Below are 24,906 nucleotides of genomic sequence, written 5' to 3'. Positions count from 1 at the left end.
TTTACAGACTTTAAATGAAGCATACCGAAAGTTAAGATCAGCACATTCCATGCGGAATGGATCGACAAAGAATGCGAAGAATGCAGGAATCATGCCGACAATTGGAAATCTAATCTAATGATTATTATCATTACACTCCTGTTTTGGTAGGATCAGGGTAGGGTCCAGAACAGAGGTGCACCTCTTAAGGGATCCGGGAAGACAAGCTGGCTTGTACACCAATATATTCGTATAAGGGAGGATTTACGTATGAGAAAAATGTTATCGCTGCTGCTCTCTGCTGGTCTGGTCGCTTCTGTATTTGGTGCATTACCCGTGTCCGCTGCTCCCGAAATTGTGAAGACAACGATCATTGTCAAAGCAGGTGAGACTTATGATGGCAAAGGAAAGAGTGTTGCCGCAGACCCAAACACATTGGGTGACGGCAGTCAGGCCGAGAACCAAAAACCAATCTTTCGTCTTGAGGCAGGAGCTACACTGAAAAATGTAGTGATCGAGGCACCGGCAGCCGATGGCGTCCATTGTTACGGCAACTGCAATATTCAGAATGTAACCTGGAATGATGTCGGTGAAGATGCACTCACGCTTAAATCCTCGGGTACGGTTAACATTACGGGTGGTGCAGCATACAAGGCATATGATAAGGTGTTCCAGATGAACGCTTCGGGGACAATTAACATCAAAAACTTCAGAGCTGATGATATCGGCAAACTGGTAAGACAAAATGGGGGAACCTCTTACGCGGTTACCATGAACGTGGACAGCTCCAACATTTCCAATGTGAAGGATTCCATTCTGCGCACAGACAGCAGCTCTACGGTCGGCAAAATAACGAATACCCGTTATTCCAAAGTGCCTACCCTGTTCAAGGGATTCGCATCGGGTAAAACAAGTCAATCGGGGAATACGCAATATTGAGGATCGTATGTCAACCGGAAGATAAAGAGGATACAGTTGGCTCATGTTCAGAATTCCTCTTTATAATAAACGCAAAAAGGCACCCTCAAGGATGCCTTTTTGCGTTTACTATAAAACGAGATAAAAGAGATTTTGAAAAATGCTGCATTCTCTGCTATCTCTTTGCTATCTCTCAGTAGTACTTAGTTTTCTTCTGGAACGGCAACGATGATTTTGTCTTTCTGCGGGGCAGAGGAACCTGAATCAATGGAACCAGACTTGTTCATGACCTCATAGGAAGTCTCTTCCAGCATCTGAGAGTATTTAAACGATACAAGAGTTTGGCCTGCTACCGATGGGCGCTTCCCAGCTTCTGCTACAGCTTTGGTTTTGATGAAGAACAGATCTCCGATTGTTCCGGCTGCACTGCCCACGTTGGCCTGCCATTTCAGCAGGGCAGTTCCATTTTTGATTTCGTAGTAACTGATGAGATCATTATTTTCGTTGATGAAAAAGCGGTCCTTCTGTCCTTTTTCAAAAATGTAAGTCATCGATGAGTCGACAGGACCCAGTGGATTACGGATGTCCAGGCGTGCCTGTTTTAAATCCGAAAAACGCGGAAGACGAAGCGCAGCCTCACGTGCAATGGTCAGGTCAGCACTTTTGTATTCCTCAATAATCGATGCATCTGGCGTATAGATATAAGCTTCCTTGGCAGCCTGACTCCATCGAACTTCTGCACCGAAGGTTTCACCGATTGCACGAAGCGGCAGCATGGCTTTGCCATTTACCAGAATCGGAGCAGAGGACATCGCCGCATCCTTTCCGTTTTTCTTAATGATTTTACTGTTAGGGGTAAGTATATACTTGTCGCTTCCTGTACTAATGCTGATTTGTTTCGTTTTGTTGTTGTACCCGAAAGTATAGTCACCCAGAAATTTCAGTTCCGTAAGCGCCACATACGTAACTCCCTGGCGAATAACCACATCATATTCGGCAGGAACATTGTTAATATAGGCTGTAGGCTGGTGTATCGCTGCCGCTTCCACTACATGGGATGACATCAGTGCAGGTGCCGTTCCTGCGGTAACGATCGAAGCGGCAAGGATCCATTTCCACTTTTTTTGCTGCCAGGTTGTATTGGTTGTATTCATATCATCAATCCCCTTTCACGTCTATAGACGGCTAATATCTCCTAAATGTTTCATATTAATGGAATTGGCACCCTTTCTTTAAACGGAATTCACCAGAGTGAAACCTTGTTCGACCTATATGTTATTGCCACAAATACCCATGTAGTGTACATTAGTAGCAATGAAATAAAGTGAACCGGGAGCTCAATGAAGTTGGGCTGAGATTGGGGCCTTATGCCGCTGACCGTATATCTGATCTGGGTAATGCCAGCGTAGAGAACATGAATTCATGATAGGTAACTTGGGGAATGAAAATGGAACGGTTGATCTCGGAATGCGAGCGGAAGCAGGCTTCCCTCGTGAAATGAACCGGATTTCATTTTATTCTGAGTTACTCCAATCATGATATTTACCACTATACGCGCAAGCTTTCCCGGAACCGGGGAGGCTTTTTTTATTTTCATTTCATAACCTTATGGGGAGCAGAGAAAGGAAGAAGAGAACATGTCAACAACAGTGCGCAGCAACAAATTGAGGTTAACCGATATTTTGGTGACAATCGTGATCGCGGTTGTATTCGGGGTCATCTACAAAATATGGGGACCGACGTATGATCTGATGAAGCCTTTCGGCGTGCATGCGGAACAGATGATCTATGGCATGTGGTTTATGGCGGGCACGTTCGCCTATGTCATCATTCGCAAGCCGGGGGTGGCCATTCTGGCTGAAGTAGCAGCCTCAACCGTCAGTGCTTTTCTCGGGAGTGAATGGGGGATGTCCACCTTGGTATACGGTCTGTTACAGGGGCTGGGCGCAGAGATCTTCTTCGCCGCATTTCTGTACCGCAAAACGAATCTGTTCGTCACCTGTCTCGCAGCCATTGGGGCAGCAGCAGCTTCGCTTTTGCTCGATTACCAGTATGGTTATATTGACTCGTTATCGACGTGGAATTACACATTGTTTATCGGTTTCCGCTTCATTGGAAGCATTCTGATTGCAGGTGTGTTTGCGTATTATCTTGCGAAAGCACTTGAACTCACGGGCGTGACCCGGTCATTGAGACCGGTCTCCAAGCAGGATTATGAGGCACTGGACTAAATGAACGGAGAAGGGAATATGCAGGCGGTAGGCGTTACCAATCTAAGGTGCAAGTTCCCGGGAGAGCAGGACCTGGTATTTCAGGGCTTGTCTCTCTCCGTGCGTAAAGGGGAAAAAGTGCTGCTGCTCGGTCCAAGTGGTTCAGGCAAGTCCACGCTGCTGCAAATATTGAGCGGTCTTATTCCGCGTTCCGTGGAGATCCCGATGAAATGTGATGAGATTCAGGTGCCGATTCAGCCAGGCATTGTATTCCAGGACCCGGATACCCAATTTTGCATGTCCTATACAGATGAAGAGATTGCGTTTGTGCTTGAAAATCGGAATATCCCAAGGGACCGGATGCCTGAGATGATTCAACATTATATGGAGCTCGTTGGCCTTTCTTTTGAACATAATCGTGCATGGATTCAATCGATGTCCCAGGGGATGAAGCAGCGCCTTGCGATTGCCTCTATTCTTGCCATGGAGCCGGATGTCCTGTTTCTGGATGAACCAACTGCACTGCTCGATGATGAGGGAACCACGCAGGTATGGGATACGGTGAAGCAGGTCGCACAAGATAAGACACTCATTATCGTGGAACACAAAATCAATGAGGTGGTGGATGTGGTTGACCGAATCATCGTGCTATCACCCGAAGGAAAGATTGTGGCTGACGGCCAGGCAGATCAGGTCTTTGCGAACGAGAGGGATATGCTCAAAGAGTATGGCATCTGGTATCCGGGAGTATGGGAGGAACGTGGAGCTCGGAAGGTTGAAGCGAAGCGACAGGTTTCTCAAGATGCCTTTAAGCATGTGGAGTCCGGATCCGGCAATTGCGCAAAAGTCGAAGAAGATGATTCCAGGGAATCATGTGCACACCATCCGGCACTCGAATTGAGGCAATTCACAGGGCTGCGGGGGAAGAATCCGGTTGTACAGATCGATCATGCTGACGTATTTCACGGGGATTGGGTAGGAATCGTTGGAGCTAATGGCGCTGGAAAAAGTTCATTATTGCTTTCCCTGATGAATATCCTGAAGACGACGGGGCATTATCGTGTTGAAGGACAACGGCCCGGCAGGACCAGAGAGCTGGCTGACCGCATTGCATTCGTGTTTCAGAATCCGGAATTTCAATTCGTTACGAATTCGGTTCTGGATGAGGTGGAATTTTCCTTGCTCGGCGGAGAACTTACTGCGGAAGAGCGACGGGCCAGAAGCATTGAAATGCTGGAGCAATTTGGACTCAGGGAGCTGTCTGGGAGGCACCCGTATCAATTGTCGATGGGACAGAAACGCCGTCTCAGTGTAGCTTCTGCTATGGTTCGCAGACAGCGGATATTACTGCTGGATGAGCCCACATTCGGACAGGATGCACGTAATACGTTTGCCATGCTGGGACAACTGGAGCGCCTGCGTCGCGCGGGGACGGCTGTTGTCATGGTGACACATGATCAGGAGATCGTGAACCGATATTGTACCAAAGTGTGGACTGTAGAAGAGGGGAGGGTTACGCATGCAGCTGTCGTTTCCTCATCTTGAAACCTGGCTGCACGCCGTGAATCCGGGCCTAAAAGTTATTTTCCTGACCCTGATGTTTATCCTGGTTATTCTTGTTCACAATCTGAACGTCATGATCAATGTAGCGGTTGTCATGCTTCTGTTGTTATGCTGGACGGGTCATCCTTGGCATCGGCTGCTGCTCTATGCTTCGCCTTTTATATTGATCTTTATCTCCACATCCACAGGCATGATGATGTTTGGTAAAGGCGAGACGATGTGGTACAAATATGGACTGATACATATCACGGAAGAGAGCTTCTATCGCGGGCTGCACCTGGGGTTCCGTTCCCTGAGCATGGCGGCTGCGGGATTGTTGTTTGGCCTGACCACACGTCCGGTTCGTCTATTCTACTCGCTGATGCAGCAGTGGCGTCTGCCGCCCAAGTATGCCTATAGCTTTTTGGCCGCCATGCGCATGATTCCCATTCTGCTGGACGAATTCCAGACGCTGCGTTATGCCATTCGCATCCGCGGTACGCAGCAGCGTGTCTCATACTGGAACGTCTATGGAACCTTGAAGCGGTATGCGATTCCCCTGCTGGCGCAGAGCATCCGGCGTGCAGAGCGCATGGCCATCGCCATGGAGGCCAAAGGATTCGCGGACGGCGCGAGCCGGACGTATTACATCCAGACCGGGTATTCCCGGGCGGATCTGTATTTTGTGTTGTATTTTATAGCAACCCTTACTATGGCTTACACGCTAGGTTGGCAATTCCCTTATTACCCGGCGATGCTGGATGTCAGATGAAGAGAAGGGACAGACATTTTATTTTGGCAGTACAGTAACTTTTTCTTGTTCAAAACGTCTTTAATGGAAATAACTTCAAATGGATGGAGTGAACCAACGTGAAGACAGGCGGGAACCGGCGAAAAAAGGGTTACAGGTGGATCACCATTACCGGAGCAGCTGCTGTGATCGTTACAGGATACATGCTGCTGGATCTGAATGTGGCTGCCCGTGAAGGCCAAGCCCCAGAATCAGTTACACAAGCCCTATCGGCAGCCATAACCTATAAAGCTGGAGAAACTGTCACATTGGGAAAAGGCCTTCCTATGTATAACCAAACGGTTGATCACAAGGTTCCCATTGATCTGATGAGAATATCTACATATACCTCCGGCGGGGAGAAGATGAAAGTACAGGTTGTTCGCGGAGAATGGATTAGGTTGAATCATAGCGAGTTCGGAAGTTTCTGGGTACCGGGATGGTACGCATCCAAGGAAAGCCAGACGATGAAAAGGTCCACTCCGCAGAACTTTACACTCCGGGAGGGAAGTAAACTGTATCTCTATCCTGGAAGCCAGACAAGCTGGCCTTCTGCCCGTTCTCTAACAGATCATGCGCTAATTGTTGCAGCGACGAAGGATTGGTATGGTGTCTCCGTACCTCCGCGGACCTGGAACAAAGAGTCGAACGTATACCGTCCAGCCATAATGTGGGTTAAGGCGAAGGACGTACAGCAGCGCGTGAACGTAACGGACGGCTGGTTCGGGAAACAGGCCTCCATGTCTACAGCGGATGTGCGTCATCTGACGGATATTTTATTAGATAAAAGCACGACCTCAAAACAAGCTGCCCAGTGGCTCGGCGAGCCGGATTGGAAAGAGCATTCCCAGAATCTGAATGAAACCCATGTTTCCATGAGCATTGGACAGACCTGGCGATATGAGCGGGAAGACGCACAGTTTCTGATCACGTTTAGCAAGACGGGAAAGCTGGTGCAGACACGCTGGAACATCCCGGTGGATGATCGTAATAATGTGGTCCCTTCGGATTGGCATTTTAGTCGTTCGGACGACTATCAGTTCACAACCAAAATTCTTGGTCAAACACTCCCAACAACGTTACCGTGGAAATCCACATGGACCAATCAGGGCAAGCTGAATTATCCCTTTCTGCAAGCAGCAACAGCGGATGTGCTTCTGATGAAAGGAGACGACGGTGGATTTAGCGGCATGCATTATGATAAATCCGTGTACGCCCTTGATCGACATACCGGGGAAAATGTGTGGGAAATCCATGCAGGCTTCGGTGCACTCCAAGCGCAATTGGATGCGAAGCGCGAGGGCGTGACGATTTTTACGTCCTATGCTCCGGGAGATAAGGAGTACAAGGATCGCATACGTCACATTAAACTATCGGATGGGAAAGTGCAGTGGGAGTACAAAACCGGCTCCAAACTTTCACTTCGTGGGATTACAGCTGCGGAGAATGTTGTGGTGGTGGATAGCCCGGTTGCGGAAGGCTCCAGTCAGGGACGGATCACTGTGCTGAACAGTTCTAATGGCAAAACCCTCTGGACTAAGAAGTTAAGTGCGGGATATCAATTGTTCAACCAGACAGCAGCTGAACCGTATGTGATGTATTGGGAGAAAAATCAACTGGTTGCAGCTGACCCGCTATCAGGTCGTACGGTATGGAGTATCAAAACCGGTAAGCCTACTGTGGATCATATCGAGAATGATCCGTACTTCGACGGAATCACCCGTCTTGATCCATTTGCAGAGGCAAAGCCTGAACGCTGGATGCTGCTCGGGGATCAGTGGGTGTTGGTCGATCTGAATTCAGGCAAGAAACTTGCTCACTTTCAAGCCCGGAACGGACAGCGCTTCGAAGTGCTGAATGATGGCATGCTGTTGATCCGCGAGAATAAGCAAGGTGAGCATTACGGCGATTATTCTGATTTTACAACGACGCTGTATGATGCCAAGAACGATAAAAAACGATGGACGTTAAACGACAAGGTTGAGCGAGGGCTTGTGGCAGACGATCAACTATATGTAATCAAGAACGGATATCCGGCCGCACTGGATTATCAAACGGGAAAAACACGCTGGGACGCACAATATACCATCTCTTCCTTGAGATACCCTACCAACCAGGGAAGTTACCTGGTTATCGATGACCAACTCCTGTTACCCATGGGTGAGGATCTTCTGATCATGAACAAAGAGAATGGTACACTGGTCGGCCGAGTGCATGACGTGGTCATGGGATCGCCGGAACACCGGGATCGGGATGCCAAAAATGGCACAATAAATCGGATAGGTGATGAAATGTACATCGGTTCTTCGAACGGCAGATTCAGCTTGTATCATGTAAACGATTTAAAAACAGATATCTCTCGTTAAGGCTTGTCTCACACAGAATGTTGCTTTATTATAAATGAACAGGATTGCTCGCGCTCCGGTTATCGGCTGTGCGGGCTTTCTTCATGTGTTCTCGAAGGACCATGCATGATTAATCGCAGGAGGAATCTCCATGATTTCATTATACGGCGTAAGCAAGCGTTATAACGAACGCGGGTCCCGGGCTGACCAGGGATTCGAGGCGTTAAGCTCTGTCTCGCTTGAAGTGGGACAGGGAGAGATTCACGGTATCATTGGTTCCAGCGGTGCGGGCAAATCAACGCTTCTTCGCATGCTGAACGGGCTTGAAAAACCGGACTCCGGTGAAGTAACCGTAGGCGGACAGCAGCTGACCCGGATGAGCGAAAGAGCCCTTCGTCAGGCGCGTCGTTCCATCGGCATGATTTTTCAGCACTTTAATCTGGTGAGCAACCGAACGGTGATTGGCAATGTATGCATGCCTCTTGAACTGGCGGGTGTTTCCCGGAGTGAACGGGAAGAACGTGGACTTGAGGTGTTGAGATTCGTGGGTCTCGAGGATAAGGCGAAACAATATCCCGCCCAGTTAAGCGGAGGACAGAAGCAGCGCGTGGCTATTGCGAGGGCTCTTACGAGCCGGCCTGATGTATTGCTCTGCGATGAACCAACATCTTCGCTCGATCCTCAGACAACAAACGGTATTCTGGATGTACTGCGCCATGTGAATGAAACTCTGGGTGTGACCATTGTGCTGGTTACGCATGAGATGGAGGTTGCGCGCAGACTCTGCCACCAAATTTCCGTGATGAGGGAAGGGCGCATTGTCCGAACGCTAACGGAAGCGGAAGTACGCAGTATTCCTGCACCACAGCCGGATTTGCTAACGTCCTTGCTTACTGGTGAAGAGGCGGAGCCATGGGAAACGGAGGACGAGGAACGATGATACCTGAATCCATATTGAAGTACCAGGATGAGATATGGAAGGCGATCGGAGAGACCTTTGTCATGGTTGGCATCTCGATTGGAGCAGCTGTCCTGATTGGGCTTCCACTCGGCACGCTACTGTATCTGTTCCGAAGAGGACAACGATATGAGAACAGGCCGCTGTTCACGATTCTGGGCAGCCTGGTCAATATCATTCGTTCGTTCCCGTTTTTGCTGCTGGTCGTATTCATGATTCCGTTCACGCGTATGATTGTGGGAACGGCGATGGGGACATTGGCAGCGGCGGTGCCGCTTTCCGTTATTGCGATTGCCTACTATGCCCGCCTGGTTGAACAGGCACTGCTTGATGTGCCCAAAGGTGTGGTTGAGGCGGCATCGTCGATGGGTGCATCAACCATGCAGCTTGTGCTGAAATTTTTGTATGTGGAAGCACGTTCAGGTCTCGTACTCGGACTGACCACGGCAACGATCAGTTTTATCTCCTATTCCACGGTGATGGGCATTGTCGGCGGTGGAGGTGTTGGTGATTTTGCTATTCGTTACGGATATCAGCGGTTCGAGACGGAGATCATGGTATTTACGATCATCATTATGATCATTCTGGTGCAGATGATCCAGTTTACCGGAAGCAGATTATCCCGCTGGCTTGATCGCAGATCCTGAGGCCCAACAAGGTTAAAGGGCGAGAAGAATTTAGGATGACATTACAGACTACACGATGAAGGGGCTAGAATGAAAATGAAATCAAAAATGATCCTTATGCTGCTCGCAGTTATGCTGGTTGTATCCGCATGCGGCAAAAAAGAAGAGACACCTGCTGCGGAGGGGAATAATGAAGGCAGCCAAGCGACTCAGGAAGTGACGTTGAAAGTGGCTACATTGATTCCGCCAATGACCGATGTACTGGATATTGTGAAGCCGCTGCTCAAGGAAGATGGCGTGAATTTGGAAGTCGTTGTCCTGTCTGATAACGTTCAACCGAATACGGCTTTGAAAGACAAGGAAGTTGATGCTAACTTCTTCCAGCACGTGCCATACATGAACCAGTTTAACGAAGCCAATGATGCGAATCTGGTAGCTGTACAGCCGATCTACAACGCGATCTACGGTGCGTATTCCAAAAAGTACAAAACCACGGAAGAACTGCCTGAAGGAGCAACGGTTGCTATTGCCAATGACCCTTCCAACATTGGACGTTCACTGGTGATGATGGAACAAAACGGTCTGATCAAGCTGAAAGAAGGCGTAGGATTCAACGCAACACAGGCGGATATTATCGAGAATCCGAAGAACTTCAAGTTCCAGGAAGTGGACCTGCTCATGCTGGCTCGTATGCTGGATGATGCAGATCTGGTTGCCATGACACCGGCGTATGCAAGCCCGCTGGGACTTACACCGAAGAAGGATGCACTGTTCACGGAAAAGGATGACTCCCATTTTGCCATCACGTTGGTTGCACGTGAGGACAACAAGGATTCCGAAGCCATTCAGAAGCTGGCCAAACGCATGGCAGGCCCTGAAGTGAAGGCTTTCTTCGAAGAGAAGTATGCAGACATTGCCATTCCGGCGTTTGAATAACATTTGCTGCGCATAGATTGATCTGATCCATATCCGATACAAAGGGCTGGATGATCATCAAAAAGATCCGAGCGGAAACCGCTCGGATCTTTTTTTCGTTTGGTTGCATTGGAATGCTGTTCATACGTTAGGTCTGGCTTGACGTTCCTTCTCACGTTCCATAAGGCGCACCAGTTTCCGCTCGGTGGCTGTATCCTGTGCAGGAGTGTAGATGCTGCAGCGCAGATCGGTATTTCCCTGAACCTGTAACGAGGTCAGATTGAACAGCATTTTGCCGGCTCTGGAATGTCTGAATTCAATCAGTACATCTGGTGCACTGCTCACGCTGCTTTGTTTCCACAAGGACTGGAACTCCGGATATCGATCCATCATTTCATTCAGAAACAGATTGTACCATTCATCATCGACATATTGGCCGTAATAGGCACGGAAGATTGCAAGGTATCCGAGGACAAAATCCTCCCAGTTGACTGCCAGTCTTCGAAATTCCTTTCGCTCAAATAATAGACTAATCAAGTTTCGCTGTTCGGCAGGAATCTGCTCAAAATCAATGAAGACATGACTGGCAGCTTCATTCCAGCCAACAATGTAGCAGCGGCGATCGGAAATAATGGTGGGACAATTCTGGAGCTCCTGCAGTATTTTTTGCAGGGAAGGGTGGAGCTGGTAAGGCTCTTCCTCACGGATATGAAGTTCGGAGTAATGCTCCATGGCAAGGGAAAACAAGTACTTGCGTTCATCCGGGGTCAGCTTGAGTGCGGAAGCTATGTTATCCAATACCGAATGGGAAACCTGAATATCCCTTCCTTGTTCCAGCCAGGTGTACCAAGTCGTGCTTACGCCCGCCAATTGGGCTACCTCTTCTCTTCTTAAACCCGGTGTTCTGCGCCGGGTGCCTTCCGGCAAACCGACCGCTGACGGAGCTATTTTGGCACGTTGAGTTTTCAAAAATACGGATAATGCCTGAAGCCTGACATCCTGGTTCATCTTATTCCACTCCAACCTCATTTATCATGGTAGTCATTATACTATTATAATTCACAACTTGTAATAGGATACTGCACGTGCCAATATAAATGCAGAAGTTCAGTCGGTTAGCCTGAATGGCTAGGGAGGATGAGTTAGATATGGAACGTGAACGTGTTGTGATTACCGGTATGGGAATTGTCTCGCCGCTGGGCAATGATGTAGATACATTTTGGAACGGACTTGTGAAAGGGCAGTCAGGAATATCATTAATTGAAAGCTTCGATACCACTTCATATAAAACCAAAATGGCTGGTGTAGTCCGAGATTTTGACGGAGAGGGTCGTTTCGGACGCAAGGAAGCCCGACGTATGGATCGATTTTGCCAATTTGCTGTAGCGGCAGCTGACGATGCTCTTGTGCATTCGGGACTGGATATGGAGAAAATGGATAGGGAACGGGTTGGGGTATACATTGGTTCCGGCATCGGCGGCATTCAAACACTGATGGAGCAAGGGAAGTTGTTGTCCGAACGTGGTCCCGGCCGAGTTAGTCCGACTCTTGTGCCAATGATGATATCGAATATGGCAGCTGCCATGGTGAGCATGAAATTCGGATGTTGGGGACCGACGCTTTCACCTGTGACGGCCTGTTCCATTGGAAATACAGCCATAGGTGAGGCCTTCCGGCTGATTCGTGACGGAGGTGCAGATGTCATTATTGCCGGGGGAACCGAAGCAGCTATCACGGAAGTTTCGCTAGCCAGCTTCGGTAATGCAACTGCGTTATCCACAAGAAACGAAGCCTACGAAACGGCGAGTCGCCCCTTTGACGCTGGAAGAGATGGGTTTGTGATGGCAGAAGGTGCGGGGATTGTGGTAGTAGAGTCTCTATCACACGCTCTGGCTAGAAACGCAAATATTCTCGCTGAAATTGTTGGATATGGTGCCAGTTCAGACGCATATCATATGGTAGCGACCCATCCGGAAGGCCGCGGAGCATTCCTGGCCATGAGAGCTGCGCTTGCTGACGCGAAGCTTCAGCCTGATGACGTGCATGTAATTAACGCCCACGCAACCAGTACCGAAGCGGGAGATCTCTCAGAGACACGAGCGATTAAACAACTCTTCGGTGAAGCTGCGTATCGTATTCCCGTGACGGCCAATAAATCGATGACTGGGCACATGTTGGGAGCCGCCGGTGGAGCGGAAGCCATCTCACTGATTCAAACCTTGCAGCATGGCATCATTCCACCAACGATTAATCAGGAGCAGCAGGACCCGGACTGTGATCTGGATTATGTACCTAATGAAGCACGAGAGGCAGAGATGCAGATCGGAATGTCCAATTCCTTTGGTTTTGGTGGGCATAATGCCGTCGTTGTTTTTCGCAAATATACATCCTGACAACAAGAGAACAGCAGCAGCCGAAGGGCTGTGCTGTTCTCTTTTTTTAGATGCTGCTGGACACCTGTATTCTTTATGAAGAGAGGGATGTTGATTCCGTTTTGCTCGTAGTAAAAGATTTCTTCAGCCATTGCCCGCGCCATTTGGACTGCATAACCAGTACGAGCAGCATGGATGCGGCTGCAATCAGACTAAGGATGACGAATCCTGGCGTATAGGACTGGTAGGAGCTGTACAGTTGACCAAGAATCAGCGGGAGTGCGTATCCGCCCAAGCCACCTGCCGCGCCGACAATGCCTGTCATCAGACCAATTTCATTGCCGAATCGTTGTGGAACCAACTGGAACACGGAACCATTGCCAGCCCCAAGGCACATCATGCCCAGGAATAACATGACGACGACCACAGGAAGTGGAGGGAGGAAAGAGACACCAACAAGCATGACACAGGCACCAGTGTATAGGAATGTCAGCATCCGCGTACCACCAATCTTGTCAGCCAAGTAACCGCCAACAGGTCGGAAGAAGCTTCCGGCAATAACGCAAAAGGTTGTGATATCAGCGGCCCGGACAGGAGACAAGCCATATTGGGTGTTGAAGAAGATGGTCAGATAGTTACACAATCCCACGAAACCGCCAAAGGTAACACAATAAAATGCACAGAATACCCAGGCATCCCTTTGTTTCAGCAAGGTGCCGTACTCAGAGAGCTTCTTCGGTGCTGGTCGGTTAGGACTGTTACGGGCAAAGATGGAGAATAGGATGAAAACGACCACGATTGGAATGATGGCGAGTCCAAAAACGACTTCCCAGCTGCCGAAATGAGTAGCCAGTCGGTTGGCAAACAGAGTAGCGAGTACCGTCCCGCTATTCCCTGCTCCGGCAATTCCCATGGCAAGTCCCTGGTGCTCCTTGGGATACCATTGTCCCGCAAGTGGAAGGGCGGCGGCAAAAGAGGCCCCGGCAACACCGAGCAGGAGAGCAACAACATACAACTGGCTTAGGGAGTCCACCCACAACCAGCCTAATAATAACGGAATTAGCGTAATCGACATTCCGATCTGGGCAGTAAGTTTTGGACCAATGTAATCGGACATAAAGCCAAGCACAAGTCTAAGAATGGAGCCGCCAAGGATGGGCAGTGCCACAAGGTTAGCTTTTTCCAGAGGGGTCATCGGATAGTCCATGGCAATAACAACCGCGAGGGGGCCAAGCATGCCCCAAATCATAAAACTGATATCAAAATACAGAAATGCCCCGAAAAGGCTGGGCTTATGCCCGCTCTTCCAAAAACTTTTGCTCTCCACCATTCAGCATCGCTCCTCATCCAATTGAATAATCTTACCCTGTCTTTGTGCAGTTCAGGCAGAAAAAGGCCGCAATTCGTCCAGATGATGAACGATTTGCGGCCTCATTGCCGGCAGGCAGGACACGTCATTGTGTTCCTGCACCTGATTTGATCACAGCACGGTGATTTTGATTCAAATTATAAAAAGAGAATTTGTATATGTCAATAAAAATAACATTAAATTTAAAAATAAATCATTTTGAATGTTAATACGGAATTATGTGTTAATTTTGTTGACATATAATATAGTTTGCCGTAATCTGAATCTAATATGAAATCACACAATGGCGTGTGATTTCCTGAGGCAACGGTGCCCTTTTCCGATCCATGGAGAAGGGATTTTTCTGTTTATTTTTAACTCAGCATGTCACAGAGACAGGGGGCAGCCCATGAGCAAGAAGAAGCTGGTTGTTATCGGAAACGGGATGGTAGGTGTTAGGTGTGTGGAAGAGATCATAGCCGTATCTCCGGATACCTATGAGATTGTTATCTACGGAAGTGAACCACGTCCCAACTATAATCGGATCATGTTATCCAAAGTGCTGCAGGGTGAGCACGATCTGCAGGATATTATCATTAATGACTGGAGCTGGTATGAGGATCATGGCATTCGGCTGTGTGCGGGAGAGACGGTCCACAAGATTGATACTCCGTCCAAAACGATTGAAACGTTATCCGGGATGAGGGAGTCCTACGATATTCTAATCTTTGCGACAGGGTCTGCTCCGTTTATTCCGCCCATTCCTGGTGTGGATAAAGAGAGGGTGATGTCTTTCCGCACCGTAGATGACTGCACACGTATGTCCGCGTATTCCAAAGTACATCGTAAGGCAGCCGTTATTGGTGGCGGATTGCTTGGGCTTGAAGCTGCCCGCGGACTGCTGCATTTGGGAATGGAAGCCGTTGTGGTGCATAACGCACCTTATATTATGAATCGGCAGTTGGATCTGCAGGCAGCGACCATGCTTCAGCATGAGCTGGAAGCTCAGGGTATGTCTTTCCTGTTAAACAAAAATACACAAAAAATTGTGGGTCGGTCCCAGGCTCAGGGGCTTCAATTTACAGATGGAACCAAGCTTGAAGCACAGGTTGTCGTTGTGGCCGTGGGTATTCGCCCCAATGTTGAAGTGGCCAAGCGGAGCGGAATCAGGACCCACCGGGCGATTGTGGTCGACGATTACATGCGTACCAGCGTACCAGATGTGTATGCTGTCGGTGAATGTGCCGAACATCGGGGCATCAGTTACGGTCTGGTAGCCCCCTTATATGAGCAGGGGAAGGTACTCGCACGTTTTTTATGCGGACAGGAGACAGCAGAGTATAAAGGTTCTATTCCATATTCTCAACTGAAGGTGTCTGGCGTTGACGTGTTCTCGGCCGGAAACATTAGCGGAGAAGAAATGCGGACGGCTGTACAGATGCTTGATGGTATTCGGGGTACGTATAAGAAAGTATTGATGAAGGAAGGGCATGTAAGTGGAGCGATCCTGTTCGGGGATACGACGGAGAGTGCCAGCCTATTGGGACTCGTTCAGCGTGGGGCTGGAGTCGAGGAACTTGCTCCGCGCGAGGAAGGGACGAATCCAGCCGAGAAGGCAGCAGCAGCGTTGGCTGATCAGGAGACCGTGTGCGCCTGTAACCATGTGAGCAAGGTGATGATTATGAGGGCCATACAGGACAAGGGGCTGCAGACTGCTGAACAGGTTAAGGAGCATACCAAAGCTTCCGGTTCCTGCGGCGGATGTCGTCCAATGGTTACGGCACTGGTGAAGCACACGCTGCATCTCCAGAAAAACGGTGGTAATGAAAGCGAAGCAGCAGCTGCGGCAAAAACGACAGAATGGCCCGTTTGCAGTTGTACGGATCTGGGCCATGCCTCATTGAAAGAAACGCTCAAGCGGTTGCCGGATGGTAATCCCTCTGAGCTTGCAGCTTCGACAGACCATCACCATCTGTATGGCATTCACGAGGATGATGGAATGAGAAGAATCATGCAGCAGCTGGACTGGAGAACAGAAGAAGGCTGCGATGTCTGCCATCCTGCACTTCGTTACTATTTGAAGATAACCGGGAAGTGGATGAGTATGCAGCAGCCTGAACGGGCTGGAAACCGGAACGATATTCTGCGGGGCGCGGTTGTGGGTATCGAGGTCCATGCAGGTGATATGAAGTTCGAAGCCATGGCAGAAGACCTTCAATTCAGGTGGGTTAATGCAGATATGCCTGCTCCCGTGAGGGTCGTCTTGTCGGGTGGAGCAAGCTCATGGGTAAGCCCGATCGTGCAGGATATCGGTTTGCAGGAATCTCCCGCCGGCTGGGAAATTTACGCGGGTGGTCATGCGGCTCATCCGGTAAAAGAGGGGGCACTCTTCGGACTTGCCGAGACGGAAAAAGATGCAGTGCGGCTGATCTCGGCATGTCTCGAGTTGTATCGCCGAACCGCCTGGTATGATGAACCCCTCTGGGCATGGGTAGAGCGAGTGGGATTCATATCCATCCGCGAAAATCTGCTGGATCCACAATTCCAGATCGAGCTTGCGGGCAAAATGGTAAGCGAATTGACTTTTACTTGACCCAAAAGGTAGGGAATGGAGTGAAGATGGGAATGAAGACATCCATGGAAGACAGTTCGTTTGTTTCAAAACTGCATGTACGGGAGACACAGTGCCCGTATTGCAGCGTACAGTGCAAAATGACCGTCGAGGAAGTTGCTGGGCCCATCGCTGGTGAGCGCCGTGCCGCGTACACCGTTGAAGGCGTGCCGAATGAAGCTTCACAGGGAAGATTGTGTGTTAAAGGCATGAATGCGCATCAGCATGCACTGAGTGGACAGCGACTTCTGCAGCCTCTCATCCGCCGGGATGGTGAACTGATACCTTCTTCATGGCCTGAAGTCACCGAATATATCGCAGGACGTTTTACCAGTCTTCAGAATCAATACGGTGCCGATGTAATCGGTGTGTATGGAGGGGGTTCCCTCACCAATGAAACAGCCTATTTGCTAGGGAAATTCGCAAGGGTTGCTCTAGGGACAAGATATATTGATTATAACGGTCGTTTCTGTATGTCAGCTGCTGCCTCAGCAGGAAGTAAGGTGTTTGGCATGGACCGGGGGCTGACATTCCGCTTGTCCGACATCCCGCTGGCCCAGTGCATTGTACTTGCAGGGACCAACGTTGCAGAGTGCCAGCCCACGCTGCTGCCTTATTTCAACCAGGCGAAGGAAAATGGAGCGTACATCATCGTTATTGATCCGCGCAAGACAGCTACTGCAGCCATTGCCGACCTTCATTTGCAGATCAAACCGGGTATGGATGCACTGCTTGCGAACATCATGCTGAAGGTCATTATGGAAGCGGGACTTGTGAATGAGCATTTTATTGATGCAAGAACCCAAGGCTATGAGAGTATGCAGAGTGCACTGAGCGAGATAGACCTGGAAGAATCCGCAGAGCAATGCGGGGTGGACTTGACCCTGATCCGTCAGGCCGCAATGGCCTATGGTCAGGCGGAGACAGGCATGATCATGACTGCGCGCGGAGTGGAACAGCAAACGGATGGACATCTTGCGGTCCGTCATTTTCTTAACTTGGTACTGGCAACTGGAAAAATCGGCAGACCAGGCTGTGGTTACGGTGCGATCACTGGACAGGGAAACGGACAGGGCGGAAGAGAGCATGGGCAGAAGGCCGATCAATTGCCAGGATATCGTTCCATAGAAAATGCACAGGACCGCGCATATGTAGCATCCGTCTGGGGAGTTGCACCTGAAACCTTGCCGGGAAAAGGTGTATCTGCCTATGAAATGATGGAACGGGTGCATGAGCAGGAGATCCGTGCTCTGCTTGTGATGGGCTCCAACCCGGTTGTATCCAATCCCAATGTGCGCTTGGTGGAAGAAAGCCTCCGCAAGCTGGATTTTCTGGTCGTGGCAGATATGTTTCTGTCCGAGACAGCGAAGATGGCTGATGTGGTGCTTCCGGTCACGGCTTATCTCGAGAACGAAGGTACGCTGACCAATCTGGAAGGACGGGTGCTGTTACGGGAACAGGGCAGACCGACACCGGGAGGGACCCGCCATGATTGGGATATTCTATGCTCCATTGCCAGCGGACTCGGCAAAGCTACTTATTTTCAATATGCATGTGCCGAGGATATCTTCAATGAACTCAGATTGGCCAGCCGTGGCGGGATTGCAGATTACTACGGAATAACCTACGAACGACTGCGGAGGGAGAAAGGCATTTACTGGCCCTGCGTTTCTTTGGAGGATGAGGGTGAAGGATTACTGTTCAGTGAGCGGTTTGCCCATGAGGACGGCAGGGCCACATTCACAAGTGAATTAAGTGCTGGCTGGCATGATGTCTCGCGGGAGTTCCCTCTGATTCTGACCAATGGCCGCGTCCTTCCTCACTATCTGACTGGCGTACAGACCCATCGGAGCCCAACGCTGGAAGCCCGTGAACTGGAGAATTTTGTGGAACTTCATCCGGGTACAGCTGCACGTCATCGAATTATGGAAGGAGAGTGGGTCGAGATTCAATCAGTGCATGGGAGCTTCACGGTACGTGCCCGTATTAAGGAACATATTCGCGAAGACACACTGTTCGTACCAATGCATTGGGGCGGCATTCAGAACGTCAATCGGGCGACCAGGCCCGATCTGGACCCTTACTGCCGTATGCCAGGCTTCAAAACGGCGGCTGTAACGATTCGCCCCATGCGATTGGCCAGATGAATCCAAAGCTGTTCATTGTCTCATAACACAAATCAGGTCTGTATGAATGCTGATGTGGCTGGGAGTTCCGAGGTTATTGGAACAACCCGGCTTTTTTTGCGTAAGTACGTTGGGGTTCAGTAGTTCGCAGGTTTCAGGTAAACGTGAGGAATGGCTCATGATTGTGGCGGAAATATTGGTTATGATGCTAATAAGGGGTACATGTGTACGCATTTTTTAGTTTTTTACTAGACTGGGGAGACGTAACTAGTCAGTTCATATAGAAGAAGGAGGGGGCGTTGTGAACGTATGGGTCACGGTGAAAAGCCTGGGCAAACGCAAGCCTGCACTTGCCAAGCAAGCCACAGCACTTCCGGAAACAACCGGAACGTTACGAGAGCTAATCAAACATATGGTACACGTGCAGGTGAACGCTCTTCAGGAGAAGAAAAACAGTGCAGCGTTGCTCACCTATCTTATGCCTGAGGAAGTTCAACGTAAGGGATCAACGGGAAAAGTCGGTTTTGGTGAAGTGTACAATGAGGAGATCCAAGATCTGGAGCATGCGGTTCAAACAGCGATGATGGCTTATGAAGATGGACTGTACAAAGTCTTCCTCAATGATGAAGAATTGTCCGGATTGGATGCACCACTGGAGTTGCAGGAAGGTGACGAATTGGTGTTTATCCGGTTTACCATGCTTGCCGGACGCTTGTGGTAGTAAACGATAAGGAGGAGATTGGATGAATCAGAAAGATAATGAACAGGTGTATATCAAAGGAATGCAAGAGAAGGCAGAATCATTGAACGGGACCTGGCAGGAGCTTGCAGGATATGTGGTGGAGATGGCTGGTTCCACGTATTTGCGCGGAGATGAAAAGGTATATTTGAATACAGAGGAATTGCTGCAAAAGCAGGCGGCTGAAACGGGAAAGCCCTTATTTGAACCCTTACTGAATGTGCTTGAGCAGCTGACGAATGGATGGTTGGTCGAACGATTCCGTTATATTGCTGACCGTGCCACCCATTTTCCATACAGTGTCATGTACGAACGCCGTCCTTATCGAACTGCCAATCCTGAGCAGCATTTTGGACAGGTAATCCGCAAACTCATTGGATTGCTGCGCATGGAGATTCGCCAGTTCTCCTTGGATGAGTATGTATCGGTTCGTGAATACAAGTTTGATCATTTGTACGAGGTTCGATCCGTGCTTCCGGATTGCATTGCATATGATCTGGATCATGACAACGGGGGTATGAAGCAGGCCTTACACGAGATTATATATGGCGATAATCAGTCGGCGTTGCTTACGGGTGAGATGATCAAAGGTATATTCATGAGTGATCATCCAGAGGCGTACCATATGGTGGGTGAACTGCTTGTGGCAGCAAGGCTGCAGGAAGGATTGCGCCAGAGTATCGTTGAACGGATGGATGAAGGAACTATTGAAGCATTTATATACATATTAAAAGTAATCATCGATCACAATCTGATTCGCTACAGTTCAGTGGTTCGAGCATTAGCCGTATGGACAGGACTCGGAATTGAAGCGGCCAATTCGCGCGTTGCATCACAGTTGATTGAGCAAGCCTACGAAGCGCTGACCGATGCAGCTGTTCGTGAAGATTGGGAGCAGGATTCCAATGTCAATAAGATATTCATCAGTCTGTGGGCAACGGCTGTTATTGAAGAGGACCATCTCAATGACAAATTAATCCGTATTATGGATCACGGCCAACTGTATCAGAAAATCGTTGCGCAATATGTGCTTGCGAACAGTCAGAATCGTGACCTGCGGCTAAGGATTGCCCGTCGATATCTGGACGTACAGGATCTGGAGCTGATGCACTGGATTATCCAAAACTATGATGCCATGTACATGCATAACTGGAACTTTGAGGATGGAGAGAATCAGCGCAGCATTCATATTTCGCCCCTGCCTGTCTTCGAAGACAAGGCAATTCGGCGTCAGGACTTCGATCAATTTAAGCAGCTGCTGGACCGCATTCCTCTGGGAGGGGAAGGTGGACCATCTGGCGTTCTTGAATATGTCCATTACCGGATTGAACGGAATGATGTGGTCAAAAAAATGCTCTATCTGGCTGCGTATGATATGGACCCCGATTGGATCGGAGAAATCATTGCAATCAAGGACATGCTGAGCCCGGAACTTCGAGGTGAGCTGTTATCCCAGTTCGTTCAGCAGCCCGATAACGAGGTGCAAAGACAGTTTGTATTTGAAAGCCTGTCCGACAAAAGCATGAGCAACCGGGAGATGGCCCTAGTCCAAGTGAGGAAGCTTGAGCTGACTACTGACGAGATGAAACAGATGGAGGCCTTGCTCAAACTCAAGACCGGTTCACTTCGGCAGAAGGTCATTCAGGTACTTTTGCTGCAGCCTGTGGATCAGCTGGCGGTATCACTGGAACGTTTGCTGAAAGCGAAGAATGAATTGCAGCGTCTTGGTGCACTTGAGCTGTTGACCGAAATTTCGGCAGATCCGGAACGTGCAGATCAGCATGAGCAATTACAGACGTTAGCTGGACTGATCCAGAAGCCTACCACGAAGGAGCAAAAGCTGCTGGACAAGCTGACGAAGGAGGGCAGCCGGTATACCTCTTCGAATGGTTTCGGATTGTTTGATCCATCCCGGGTGGAGCCCTTGCTTCAGGAGAAGCGTGATCTTGGTGATTTTAATCCGAAGGAAATCTTTACGCTTTCGCTGGAGAAGGCCAAACCATTTATGGAAGGATTAGATGCTCTGGTCCATCAACACAGGGATCATGAGTATGAGGTGGAGTATTATGCGGGCTACAGAGAGACGCTCTTGATTGGAGCCAGCCTGCGCTCCATGTTCTCCTATGCGGAACGAAATAAGATGAAACAGATGGAGCAATATCCTCTTCACGACGTTTGGGAGGCGTATGTTGCGCAGAGTGATCTGAATAGCCTGGAACTCATGCAGCTCTATTTTATTTTGCAATTCAGCACACTGAGTGGCAACTTGGATGAACATTACAGCTATTATCACTCTCAATATGATTATAACGAATTAAGCAAAATCCCATTATTGGAAGGCTGGCGCAAGTCCTTTGCCGAACAGACCTATCCTCTATCCTATATGGAAGAAATGAAGCGGATGGCGGCTTCGCTGACCTATACGGATCAGGTTATAGAATTGATTGCGGCAGCGTTCATGGACAGCACCCCTGCAGATACTTTTGGGATTGCGGAGAAAACATGGGCTTCCATTATCGCCAGTATGCCGGAAGATCAACTGGAGAAGGAAGCCGGCATGCTTCATATCCTCACGGAACGGTGGAACTACCTGGTAAGAAGCAGAATATATGATGATGCCAGTTTCCAACGATTTTTCCAAACGGCGTACCAGTTCATCAACCTTGTGGGAAATACACAGCGTTTCTCCCTGTTATCATTCGAGGATTACGTGCGGGCATTCAAACTGCGTTTGATTGATAAACAGACGATGTACCGTCAATTGCTGACGGGTGGGGAGCGTTTTGCCTTCATTCGTGAGCTGACGTCGACACGCACCGAAGGTATCACGGATGATCCGGAACTTATAGAGCTGCGGAATACTGTCGTTGAACGAATTCTGGAGATTGAACTGACACGAGGTGAGCTTTCCACCGAAGTCAGCACACTGGCCATGAAGTTTGAACGAATTGAAGGCATGGAACATTGGGTGCATCTGGTCTCAGCCATGGATAAGGATACGTTTGTACGAGGCTACATCTACAGCTACGGAGATAATACAACACGCAAGGAGACGTTCAGTCACCTGATTCAGGTCTGCCATCCACGTGAGGGTGAGGATGATACTTCCCTGGGCCAATTGTTAGAGCAAAATCCGATTCAAGAGAAAAAGCTGTTGGAAGCCGCCATGTACGCACCGCAGTGGATGGAGATTGTATCAAAGCATCTGGGATGGGAAGGACTTCGCAGTGCGGCATGGTACTTCCATGCCCACATTAATGAACGATTTACGGCTGAAAAGGAAACCATCGTCGCTCACTATTCACCGATATCGCCGCAGGAATTCAACGACGGAGCATTTGATATTGCCTGGTTCGAGGAAGCTTATGCTGCTGTCGGCGAGGAACGGTTCAATCTGTTATATGATTGTGCCAAATACATTTCCGGTGGAGCAAACCACCGCAGATCCCAGTTGTTCGCGGATGCAGCGTTAGGGAAGCTTCGTCTGGAGGACATGCGTCAATCTGTGCAGGAGAAGCGTAATAAGGACCATCTGCTCACATACAGTTTGATTCCATTTCAGGCGGAGCAGGAACGGGATCTGCGGGAACGTTATGATTTTATTCAGAAATTCCTCCTGGAGAGCAAGCAATTTGGAGCCCAGCGTCGTGCCAGCGAAGATGCAGCCGCGCAGATTGCCCTTGGCAACCTTGCCCGCAATGCAGGGTATACGGATGTGACCCGGCTGATCTGGAACATGGAAGCGAGCAAGCTGGATGAGATGAAATCCTACTTTGAACCGAAGGCCCTGGATGAGACAACCACAGCACAATTGGTCATTGATGAGGATGGTCAGTCCGAGCTGGTTCTTGTAAGTAAAGGGAAGACACTCAAATCGGTCCCTGCACGATTCAAGAAAGATGGATACATTACGGAGTTGAAGGAATTAAAAGGGGATCTGGTTCAGCAGTATCGCCGGGCAAAACAGGAGCTGGAGCGTTCCATGACGGCAGAGACGGCCTTTACCGTCCAGGAAGTGACCAGCCTCATGCAAAATCCGGTTATTCGACCGCTGATTCGCACGTTGGTGTTCCAGTCAGGTGACCGATTAGGGTATTTCGATGCGGAATCTGCCGGCCTGGTTGTACCTGGCGAACAAAGTACCACACAAGCATTGCAGGAGCAGGATCCACTGGTGATTGCACATCCGCTGCAATTGTTCCGCAGCGGGACATGGAGCGAATTCCAGCGGGATCTGTTCACCCGTCAGGAACGACAGCCGTTCAAACAGGTTTTCCGTGAGCTGTACCTTCCAAATGAGGATGAGCTTGCGAATGGAACCGTCTCCCGCCGGTATGCCGGGTATCAGATTCAACCGAAGAAGACGGTTGCCCTGCTCAAAGGGCGCCAGTGGACCGTCAGTTACGAGGAAGGCTTACAGAAAGTCAGCTATGAGCATAACCTGATTGCCAATCTGTATGCCATGGCAGACTGGTTCTCGCCGGCAGATACGGAAGCACCTACGCTGGAGACAGTACAATTTTATGATCGCAAAACGTATAAGCCTGTAGCCTTGCAAGATGTACCGAAGGTCTTCTTCTCGGAGGTCATGCGTGATGTTGATCTGGTAGTCAGTGTTGCGCATGTGGGTGGTGTGGATCCAGAAGCCAGCCTGACAACGATTGAAATGCGTCATGTGATCGTGAATGAATCCCTGCGCCTGCTCAAGATAGACAATGTACGACTGGATGGCAATTATGCACGGATCGAAGGCGATCTCGGCGAATATGCCGTTCATCTTGGCAGTGGCAATGTGTTTAAACAGGCAACTGGTGCGCTATATATCGTACCTCTGCATAGTCAGCATCGGGGGAGAATCTTCCTGCCATTCCTGGATGAAGATCCAAGAACAGCGGAGATTTTATCCAAAATCATGCTGCTCGCAGAAGATAAGAAGATCAAAGATCCACAAATTCTGGCGCAGCTGAAGGGCTAGAAATAATTCGAGATCGCAGGCAAGTTTAGGACTCAGCAGGTGACACGGTTAGTAAGAATGGATGTAAATTTAAGGAAGTTTGACTGGAGAAATGGGACGCTATTAGAGGTGAGTAAGGAAGAAATAGCAGCCGGGGTACCTGTTAAAAGGGACTTCGGTTGCTTTTTATTTTCCATGCGGAACGAAGAAATTCATTGCATCCGTTTACAAATAGACTTTGGGCCCAGGTGTTCAACTTAAATTCCTTAATATGATAATTAATTGAATAAATTGTTAATTTTGAAGTGGGACATAACGACTGTTTTCAAAAGTGAATGTTTTGTATGAATTGAGTTACAAAAATGTAATTAACTCGTTTTCATATGATGTTATACGAATTATTTCTGACATCATACCTAAGAACTAATTCACTCCTTTCGGCTCCATTTCCATATTTAAGGGGATGTAATTGA

General features: G+C 49.1%; 16 protein-coding genes and 1 riboswitch. Of the genes, 13 read left to right on the top strand and 3 right to left on the bottom strand.

Annotated features, from left to right (window positions below):
- The first annotated feature begins 249 nt into the window (after nt 1-249).
- A complete protein-coding gene (locus GUA98_RS13160) occupies nt 250-918 on the top strand; it encodes a pectate lyase (RefSeq protein ID WP_153977005.1) in 669 nt (222 codons plus the stop codon).
- A gap of 182 nt (nt 919-1,100) precedes the next feature.
- On the opposite strand, the gene GUA98_RS13155 is transcribed toward GUA98_RS13160, so the two are convergent.
- Nucleotides 1,101-2,051 carry a copper amine oxidase N-terminal domain-containing protein gene (locus GUA98_RS13155; RefSeq protein WP_193723295.1) on the bottom strand — a complete coding sequence of 317 codons (951 nt, stop codon included), beginning with the start codon at nt 2,049-2,051 and terminating at the stop codon, nt 1,101-1,103.
- Between the two features lie 164 nt (nt 2,052-2,215).
- Nucleotides 2,216-2,326, top strand: a riboswitch (TPP riboswitch).
- Nucleotides 2,327-2,534: 208 nt separating this feature from the next.
- Between GUA98_RS13155 and GUA98_RS13150 the strand changes: the two genes are divergently transcribed.
- From GUA98_RS13150 to GUA98_RS13120, 7 genes are all read left to right on the top strand, one after another.
- Nucleotides 2,535-3,128 carry an ECF transporter S component gene (locus tag GUA98_RS13150; protein ID WP_193723294.1) on the top strand — a complete coding sequence of 198 codons (594 nt, stop codon included), beginning with the start codon at nt 2,535-2,537 and terminating at the stop codon, nt 3,126-3,128.
- Nucleotides 3,129-4,652, top strand: coding sequence for an ABC transporter ATP-binding protein (locus tag GUA98_RS13145; protein WP_193723293.1), 1,524 nt, complete (start codon nt 3,129-3,131; stop codon nt 4,650-4,652).
- On the top strand, nt 4,627-5,421 hold the full coding sequence (locus tag GUA98_RS13140; protein WP_193723292.1) for an energy-coupling factor transporter transmembrane component T family protein: 795 nt from the start codon (nt 4,627-4,629) through the stop codon (nt 5,419-5,421). Before GUA98_RS13145 ends, GUA98_RS13140 begins: the two co-directional genes overlap by 26 nt.
- A 98-nt stretch (nt 5,422-5,519) precedes the next feature.
- Nucleotides 5,520-7,805, top strand: a complete 2,286-nt coding sequence (locus GUA98_RS30155) for a PQQ-binding-like beta-propeller repeat protein (RefSeq protein ID WP_193723291.1) — start codon at nt 5,520-5,522, stop codon at nt 7,803-7,805.
- A 130-nt stretch (nt 7,806-7,935) separates the two neighbouring features.
- The gene (locus GUA98_RS13130) at nt 7,936-8,724 is read left to right on the top strand and encodes a methionine ABC transporter ATP-binding protein (protein WP_193723290.1); all 789 of its coding nucleotides are present in this window, start codon (nt 7,936-7,938) and stop codon (nt 8,722-8,724) included.
- Complete coding sequence (locus tag GUA98_RS13125) at nt 8,697-9,389, top strand: methionine ABC transporter permease (RefSeq protein ID WP_227779605.1); 693 nt, start codon at nt 8,697-8,699, stop codon at nt 9,387-9,389. The genes GUA98_RS13130 and GUA98_RS13125 overlap by 28 nt, the downstream gene beginning before the upstream one ends.
- A 75-nt stretch (nt 9,390-9,464) precedes the next feature.
- On the top strand, nt 9,465-10,304 hold the full coding sequence (locus GUA98_RS13120) for a MetQ/NlpA family ABC transporter substrate-binding protein (RefSeq protein ID WP_193723289.1): 840 nt from the start codon (nt 9,465-9,467) through the stop codon (nt 10,302-10,304).
- A 120-nt stretch (nt 10,305-10,424) separates the two neighbouring features.
- Here GUA98_RS13120 and GUA98_RS13115 read toward each other — a convergent pair whose 3' ends face one another.
- Nucleotides 10,425-11,291 carry a helix-turn-helix transcriptional regulator gene (locus GUA98_RS13115; RefSeq protein WP_193723288.1) on the bottom strand — a complete coding sequence of 289 codons (867 nt, stop codon included), beginning with the start codon at nt 11,289-11,291 and terminating at the stop codon, nt 10,425-10,427.
- A gap of 140 nt (nt 11,292-11,431) precedes the next feature.
- On the opposite strand from GUA98_RS13115, the gene fabF reads away from it, so the two are divergent.
- Nucleotides 11,432-12,676, top strand: a complete 1,245-nt coding sequence (gene fabF, locus GUA98_RS13110) for a beta-ketoacyl-ACP synthase II (protein ID WP_193723287.1) — start codon at nt 11,432-11,434, stop codon at nt 12,674-12,676.
- A 73-nt stretch (nt 12,677-12,749) separates the two neighbouring features.
- Here the strand turns inward: fabF and GUA98_RS13105 are convergent, their stop codons facing one another.
- The gene (locus GUA98_RS13105; protein ID WP_193723436.1) at nt 12,750-13,982 is read right to left on the bottom strand and encodes a nitrate/nitrite transporter; all 1,233 of its coding nucleotides are present in this window, start codon (nt 13,980-13,982) and stop codon (nt 12,750-12,752) included.
- 430 nt (nt 13,983-14,412) lie between these two features.
- Here GUA98_RS13105 and nirB point away from each other — a divergent pair, with 430 nt between their 5' ends.
- The 4 genes from nirB to GUA98_RS13085 all read left to right on the top strand — a co-directional run bounded on the left by nirB (nt 14,413) and on the right by GUA98_RS13085 (nt 24,454).
- On the top strand, nt 14,413-16,596 hold the full coding sequence (gene nirB, locus GUA98_RS13100) for a nitrite reductase large subunit NirB (protein WP_193723286.1): 2,184 nt from the start codon (nt 14,413-14,415) through the stop codon (nt 16,594-16,596).
- 32 nt (nt 16,597-16,628) lie between these two features.
- Nucleotides 16,629-18,761 carry an assimilatory nitrate reductase catalytic subunit NasC gene (gene nasC, locus GUA98_RS13095; RefSeq protein WP_193723285.1) on the top strand — a complete coding sequence of 711 codons (2,133 nt, stop codon included), beginning with the start codon at nt 16,629-16,631 and terminating at the stop codon, nt 18,759-18,761.
- A gap of 280 nt (nt 18,762-19,041) precedes the next feature.
- Nucleotides 19,042-19,461: a hypothetical protein gene (locus GUA98_RS13090; RefSeq protein ID WP_193723284.1), complete on the top strand. Its 420-nt coding sequence runs from the start codon at nt 19,042-19,044 to the stop codon at nt 19,459-19,461.
- A gap of 22 nt (nt 19,462-19,483) precedes the next feature.
- The gene (locus GUA98_RS13085) at nt 19,484-24,454 is read left to right on the top strand and encodes a DUF4132 domain-containing protein (protein WP_193723283.1); all 4,971 of its coding nucleotides are present in this window, start codon (nt 19,484-19,486) and stop codon (nt 24,452-24,454) included.
- Nucleotides 24,455-24,906: the final 452 nt, after the last annotated feature.

Source organism: Paenibacillus sp. P13VS, assembly GCF_015143645.1.
GTDB lineage: Bacteria > Bacillota > Bacilli > Paenibacillales > Paenibacillaceae > Paenibacillus > Paenibacillus xylanilyticus_A.
Note: the sequence above shows the minus strand (reverse complement) of the source record. Positions and strands in the feature narration are given on the sequence as shown.

Coding starts and splice junctions, on each gene's coding strand:
- GUA98_RS13160 (WP_153977005.1), top strand. CDS start 250: ATGAGAAAAATGTTATCGCTGCTGCTCTCTGCTGGTCTGGTCGCTTCT.
- GUA98_RS13155 (WP_193723295.1), bottom strand. CDS start 2,051: ATGAATACAACCAATACAACCTGGCAGCAAAAAAAGTGGAAATGGATC.
- GUA98_RS13150 (WP_193723294.1), top strand. CDS start 2,535: ATGTCAACAACAGTGCGCAGCAACAAATTGAGGTTAACCGATATTTTG.
- GUA98_RS13145 (WP_193723293.1), top strand. CDS start 3,129: ATGAACGGAGAAGGGAATATGCAGGCGGTAGGCGTTACCAATCTAAGG.
- GUA98_RS13140 (WP_193723292.1), top strand. CDS start 4,627: ATGCAGCTGTCGTTTCCTCATCTTGAAACCTGGCTGCACGCCGTGAAT.
- GUA98_RS13130 (WP_193723290.1), top strand. CDS start 7,936: ATGATTTCATTATACGGCGTAAGCAAGCGTTATAACGAACGCGGGTCC.
- GUA98_RS13125 (WP_227779605.1), top strand. CDS start 8,697: ATGGGAAACGGAGGACGAGGAACGATGATACCTGAATCCATATTGAAG.
- GUA98_RS13120 (WP_193723289.1), top strand. CDS start 9,465: ATGAAATCAAAAATGATCCTTATGCTGCTCGCAGTTATGCTGGTTGTA.
- GUA98_RS13115 (WP_193723288.1), bottom strand. CDS start 11,291: ATGAACCAGGATGTCAGGCTTCAGGCATTATCCGTATTTTTGAAAACT.
- fabF (WP_193723287.1), top strand. CDS start 11,432: ATGGAACGTGAACGTGTTGTGATTACCGGTATGGGAATTGTCTCGCCG.
- nirB (WP_193723286.1), top strand. CDS start 14,413: ATGAGCAAGAAGAAGCTGGTTGTTATCGGAAACGGGATGGTAGGTGTT.
- nasC (WP_193723285.1), top strand. CDS start 16,629: ATGAAGACATCCATGGAAGACAGTTCGTTTGTTTCAAAACTGCATGTA.
- GUA98_RS13085 (WP_193723283.1), top strand. CDS start 19,484: ATGAATCAGAAAGATAATGAACAGGTGTATATCAAAGGAATGCAAGAG.